Below are 6,000 nucleotides of genomic sequence, written 5' to 3'. Positions count from 1 at the left end.
TTTTCTAATCCTAATGATGATGCTATCGCTGGCAAGCTTTTTCTTTTTATATCACTTAATATTCCCACCATCAGGTATTTAAAAGCTTCATAAGCTCTCACATCTGGAAATATATCTTTATACAGTTTACTATACGTGTCTACACATTGTACTGTCTTTTTCGCTTCTCTTACCTTCGTCATACTCCCTCCAAGCTTTCCAGCCTTTTATCTCCATTCTAATTCACCCATTTTGATGAAAGAGGGATACTCTAAACAGAAAAATCCTAGTTATTTGTTAATGAATTTAATCGTCACTCTGAGTTAAGCACTGAAATATTTGGCAGTGGGATGGTAGGCAATGATCGCCGTTGTCGATTGTTCCGGATAAACCTGTTCACTTTCGTCCATATACAAGCCGATCCGTTCTGTTTGTAACAGTTCCAATTGGGTGTATTGATCCTGCATGTTGGGGCAAGCAGGGTAGCCAAAACTGTAACGGGAACCTTGGTAACGTTGTTGGAGAAGATCACGAATGTTATCGGGGTCTAAATGCCCAAAGCCCAATTCCTGGCGTATCCGTTGGTGGGTCCACTCGGCTAAAGCTTCCGCCATTTGCACTGCCATGCCATGGAAGTAGAGGTAATCGGTGTAATTATCGCCGGCAAATAGTTTCCTGGCATATTCCGTCGCTATTTCCCCCACCGTCACCGCCTGTAAAGGAAAAACATCGGTAATCCCTGATTCTTTTGGAGCAAAAAAGTCCGCAATACAAAGCCGCCGACCCGACTTTTGCCGAGGAAACTCAAACTTGGCGATCGCCGTTGCATCCGGAGGAATTTGGCCCTTATTTTGGCTGATCAGTTCAGGATCGTAAATCAATAAGGTATTGCCTTGAGATTGACAGGGAAAATAACCATAAACCACCGTGGGATGGAGTAAATCTTCCGCTATGACTTTCGCTTTCCATTCGGCCAGAATCGGATGGACTTTTTCTGCCAAAAACTGGTCATACTCTTCCCGGGATTGCTCTCTGGGTTTGCGAAATTGCCACTGACCGACAAAGAGAGCTTGCAAGTCCAAAAGGGGAAACACTTCTTCTAGGGAAATATCATTGGGGTGCAAAATTCTCGTACCCCAAAAAGGCGGCACAGGTCTTTCTAAGTTGGGGTCCACTGCTTCGGAACGAAAGGTATCAATGACCTCTGGCTCTGTGGGTTGTTTCCGCGCATCAATTAATTTTTCATCTTCGATGCCAAAGTTGGTCTTGGCCCCATCATCCGTTATTAACCCATGGCCATTTTCTTCGGCATACTCCCCTAAAAAGCCTTGAAAATCGTCCCAATTGCTAGACTGCTTAGCGGGCATTAACTTATCCATAAAGTGCAGATCCGCAAAGGCATCTTTCCCATAGACCACTTGACCTTTATAGGTGTTTTGGCAATCTTGATGGACAAATTTAGGGGTTAACGCCGCTCCGCCCAGAATAACGGGAACAGTGATACCTTCATTATTAAAAACATCCAAGTTTTCCTTCATAAAGGCGGTGGATTTCACTAATAATCCGCTCATGGCAATGCAGTCTGGCCGATGTTCTTTGTAGGCTTCAATAATATTTTCCACTGGCTGTTTAATGCCCAGGTTAACCACCCGATAGCCATTATTGGAAAGAATAATATCGACTAAATTTTTGCCAATGTCGTGGACATCCCCCTTAACGGTGGCGATTAAAAAAGTACCCTTGGCATTATCAACGGAATCATCCTTATCCATGTGGGGCTCTAAAAATGCCACCGCCGCTTTCATGGTTTGGGCCGATTGCAACACGAAGGGTAACTGCATCTGTCCGGAGCCGAATAGTTCCCCCACCACTTTCATACCATCTAATAAATAGATATTAATAATATCTAGGGGAGGATAAAGTTTTAGAGCTTCATTCAGCGCATCTTCTAAACCCAGTCTTTCTCCATCAATAATGTGGCGTTTCAGCCTTTCTTCCACCGGCAAATTAGCGTCACCGGATTTGTCCCGTTTGGTAGTTTTTCCTTCAAATAAGGTGGTTAGCTTCGTTAACGGGTCATAGGTGCAGCGATCGCCTGCAAATTCCCGACGATCATAAATTAAATCTAGGCACACCTGTTGCTGTTCTGGATCGATTTTTGCCAGGGGTAAAATTTTGTTAGCACTGACAATGGCCGCATCCATACCCACCTGCATACATTCGTGGAGAAAGATCGAATTGAGCACCTGGCGGGCGGCGGGATTCAATCCAAAGGAAACGTTGGAAACCCCCAATAAAATATGGCAATCAGGTAATTCCTGGCGAATTCTGCGGATGGCATCCACGGTGGCTTTCCCGTTTTCTCGGTCTTCTTCAATGCCGGTGGAAATAGGCAAGGCTAAAGGATCAAAGAAAATTTCCGTGGCCGGAATACCAAAGGCGATCGCCGCTTCGTAGGCCCGTTTGGCAATCTCAAATTTTTTATCGGCCGTGCGCCCCATGCCATCTTCATCGATGGTGCCGATGACAATGCCAGCCCCATATTCCTTAGCAATTTCCAATAGTTTATAAAATCTTTCTTCCCCGTCTTCGTAGTTGGTGGAATTGAGAATACATTTTCCCCCGGCTACCTTTAAACCGGCTTCCATTTTTTGCCATTCGGTGGAGTCCAACATTAAAGGCAGGGTGACATTATTGACTAAACGGGAAGCCAATTCTTTCATATCCCGCACCCCATCCCGACCGACGTAATCGACGTTGACATCAAGGATTTGGGCTCCTTCTTTTACCTGGGATTTAGCCAGGGAAACTAGGCTGTCCCAATCTTCGACATTGAGCAGATCCCGACATTTTTTGGAACCACTGGCATTGAGCCTTTCCCCTACGATTAAGAAAGAATTTTCCTGGGCATAGGTTTGGGTGGAATAAATGGAGGCGGCGCTGGGCTCGTACCGGGGTTGACGCTCCTTCGGATGCAGATCCTTGGCAATGTCTGCCAAAGCTTTGATGTGATCTGGTCTGGTGCCGCAACAGCCACCGATTACCTGTACCCCCAGGTCTTCAATGAAGTGCATCAGGGACATTTGCAGTTCCACCGGGGTGAGGCGATAAAAAGCTTGGCCGCCAACGTTTTCTGGCAAACCAGCATTGGGAATACAGGACACCACAAAGGGAGAATGTTCAGAAAGATATTTGACGTGCTCCTTCATCAAGTCCGGCCCGGTGGCACAGTTCAGCCCCAAAATATCAATGGGATAGGGTTCCAAAATGGCCAAAGCCGCCGCCATCTCCGTACCCACCAGCATGGTACCCATGGTTTCCATGGTGACTGACACCATCAATGGTAGGCGATCGCCTTTTTCGGCAAAGACCTGTTCAATGGCGTTCAGGGCCGCCTTAATTTGCAACACATCCTGACAGGTTTCAACTAGCAATAAATCCACCCCGCCGTCGTACAGGCCGCGCACCTGGACCACATAGGCATCCTTGAGGCTGTCATAGTCCACATGACCTAGGGTGGGTAACTTAGTCCCCGGCCCCATGGAACCCGCCACAAATCGTGGTTTTTCTGGGGTGGTAAATTCCGCCGCCACTGACTTGGCCAACGCCGCCGCCGCCTTATTCAAGTAATAGCTTTGATCTGCCAAATCGTACTCCGCCAACACCAAGGGGGTGCCCCCAAAGGTATCTGTTTCTACCACATCGGCCCCCGCTTCATAAAAAGCACGATGCACCGTGGCCACCGCCTCTGGCTTAGTATGGACTAAATATTCATTACAGCCTTCGTATTCCGCCCCGCCAAAATCCGCCGCCGTTAGGTTTTGTACCTGCAGGTTTGTACCCATAGCCCCGTCAAAGACTAATACCGGGCGATCGGGACTGTGGAGACGGTCTAAAAAAGCACTTTTCATAGGAAGGTCGGAGACCAGAAGCTAGATTGGATCAGGGTTATGGCATATTATATGGGGCTTGGCGCTAATCTAACAACGTGGAAATGGGGTCATGGCATTATTTCCGACAATTATCCACCACCAATAAATATGAATAAATTAGTTGTGAATAAGGAAAATTTAAAGATTAATTAGAGCCCCAATTAAAAAGTTGTTATTCTATGATCAATAGTCACTAGTAAATGATGAAAAAATTACTTTTAACTCTGATCAAACTCTATCGGGTCTTGATTTCACCGTTGTTTCCGCCCAGTTGTCGTTTTCAGCCCACTTGCTCCCAGTACGCCTTAGATGCGGTGAAAATCCACGGAGTCTGGCGGGGTAGTTATCTGGCTTTGAAAAGGATTTTGCGCTGCCATCCCCTACATCCGGGGGGTTATGACCCTGTACCCAACCCCGAGCAAGGGAAAGTTTCTTCTTAGGCTCCGGTTTGAGCGGTTAAATCACTGGAAATTCTCGCCCTACCGCTCCCTTCAATAGGGCAGAAACTAGTGAAAAAATTCCCGGTATTAGGGAATTGATTGAGCAAACCGGAATGTTACCAACAGACCCTAAAATTTAAATGTGATGACCGTTTTCCGGTAAATCCTCATGCCCCAAATTAACCTGTTTATCTTGGTTATCTGGACGGTCTTTTTGGGATTTTAACGGTAAATTCAACAGAGACATACGACTGGGAATGGGGGTGCGGGGCAATGGCTGTAGTCCCTGTAATACTTCCGAAAGTTGCAATCGCTCCGGCTTAGTTTCTTTGAGTTTGTGCCAGACGGAACGGGACATCAACAAACGATGTTGCTGACGCTGGGCCCCCAACTGTTCCAAATATTCTTCCCGTTCATGTTGATAATCGGCCGACTCTAACATGAGGGCTTGGGGGGGAAGTCCTTGGACTAGTTGCGCCATTTTCACTAGCAGTTTGGGGTAAAGCCAAGTATAGGCAGGATGTACAGTTAATTCCGCTTGGTGGGCCTGTTGGCCGTCGGTGGACAGGGTGAGTTTGAAATAGGCGATCGCCGCTTTGCGTTGAGGTTCAAAGACGTAGCCGCTGACCTCTTCCTGGTGGGTGTACCAATTTTGCCAACGGTTTAATAGGGAACTCAAAAAGCGCCGCTTGAAATCCGCCACATGGCGGTCAAACACCTGACGCATCAAAGGGGGCATGGAAACACAATCAAGCTGACAGAGCAGGGCCGCATCAGCATTGCTTACGGGCAGTAAATTGGGTAAGTCAGGATCGTTCTGGGCCAGACTGGTCAACAGTTCCGCCGACAAGGACCAATGGGTAATTTGGGCTAGGGGCTGAAAACCATTCTGCCGGTAAAGAGCAAGGATATTTTTATCGTTTACGTCCACATCCAACACCCAGGTGCGGGCTTCCCAGACATTTTGAAAACAGTAGCGCAATAGCTGGGACCCCATACCTTTCGGGTCTGTTACTAATTCCGGCTGGATGGCCTGGGCTTGCACCGACAGTTGCTCTATTTTCCAAGTGGAGCGACTGGTGTTGAACGGGGTCACCTGCACAAAGCCACCGATGGTACCCTGGGGTTTTTGCTCCGCCACAAAGCAATGGAAAAGATGTTGCAACGGATTGGGAAAACAACCCAAGGCCCTAAGCATGCCGTACCAGAAAAGATTCTGCGGCAATCTACCCGCCAATGAACTGCCCGACATTGCCCCCTGTTGGTCGGTCAGTTTATCTAAATTTTCCAGGTCCCGGAACTGAACTCCCCGAACCACCAACAAGTCAGTTTCATTAAGGGTAACCATAGGGCGGCAAAGAACGGCGTCCTCCCCATATTAACTGCTTTTCCCGACGTTGGGACTCGGCGATCGCCGGTTTACTGGACGGTCCACCAGCCAAAAGTGGGGCCAATAAATCTGACTGTGACCCACAAGCCCGCCATCACACCAATGCCAATCCAGGCTCCTTTGGTAGTCCATTTATAGAAATCCTCGGCTTGTTTTTTGGTTAAAGGCAGCCACTCCACAATCCGTTGATCCTGGCCATAGCGATCGCCAAGGGATTGTTTACGACGCTTTGATTCTCCCATGTTTGTTTTTATCCTAA

4 protein-coding genes and 1 pseudogene are annotated in these 6,000 nt (G+C 47.6%); 1 reads left to right on the top strand and 4 read right to left on the bottom strand.

Going from position 1 to position 6,000, the window contains the following annotated elements; translation table 11 throughout:
- Both IQ217_RS19040 and metH read right to left on the bottom strand, forming a co-directional pair.
- Positions 1–182, bottom strand: a pseudogene (locus tag IQ217_RS19040) (IS701 family transposase); the annotation flags it as partial.
- A gap of 120 nt (positions 183–302) precedes the next feature.
- Positions 303–3,890: a methionine synthase gene (gene metH / locus IQ217_RS14700; RefSeq protein ID WP_194020523.1), complete on the bottom strand. Its 3,588-nt coding sequence runs from the start codon at positions 3,888–3,890 to the stop codon at positions 303–305.
- 221 nt (positions 3,891–4,111) lie between these two features.
- Between metH and yidD the strand changes: the two genes are divergently transcribed.
- Complete coding sequence (yidD, locus tag IQ217_RS14695; protein ID WP_228024144.1) at positions 4,112–4,351, top strand: membrane protein insertion efficiency factor YidD; 240 nt, start codon at positions 4,112–4,114, stop codon at positions 4,349–4,351.
- A gap of 136 nt (positions 4,352–4,487) precedes the next feature.
- On the opposite strand, the gene IQ217_RS14690 is transcribed toward yidD, so the two are convergent.
- Both IQ217_RS14690 and IQ217_RS14685 read right to left on the bottom strand, forming a co-directional pair.
- The gene (locus IQ217_RS14690; protein WP_194020521.1) at positions 4,488–5,699 is read right to left on the bottom strand and encodes an N-acetyltransferase; all 1,212 of its coding nucleotides are present in this window, start codon (positions 5,697–5,699) and stop codon (positions 4,488–4,490) included.
- 71 nt (positions 5,700–5,770) lie between these two features.
- Complete coding sequence (locus IQ217_RS14685; RefSeq protein WP_190596721.1) at positions 5,771–5,983, bottom strand: DUF2839 domain-containing protein; 213 nt, start codon at positions 5,981–5,983, stop codon at positions 5,771–5,773.
- Positions 5,984–6,000: the final 17 nt, after the last annotated feature.

This window comes from Synechocystis salina LEGE 00031 (assembly GCF_015207985.1).
In the GTDB taxonomy this organism is placed as follows: Bacteria; Cyanobacteriota; Cyanobacteriia; order Cyanobacteriales; family Microcystaceae; genus Synechocystis; species Synechocystis salina.
Note: the sequence above shows the minus strand (reverse complement) of the source record. Positions and strands in the feature narration are given on the sequence as shown.

Coding starts and splice junctions, on each gene's coding strand:
- metH (WP_194020523.1), bottom strand. CDS start 3,890: ATGAAAAGTGCTTTTTTAGACCGTCTCCACAGTCCCGATCGCCCGGTA.
- yidD (WP_228024144.1), top strand. CDS start 4,112: ATGATGAAAAAATTACTTTTAACTCTGATCAAACTCTATCGGGTCTTG.
- IQ217_RS14690 (WP_194020521.1), bottom strand. CDS start 5,699: ATGGTTACCCTTAATGAAACTGACTTGTTGGTGGTTCGGGGAGTTCAG.
- IQ217_RS14685 (WP_190596721.1), bottom strand. CDS start 5,983: ATGGGAGAATCAAAGCGTCGTAAACAATCCCTTGGCGATCGCTATGGC.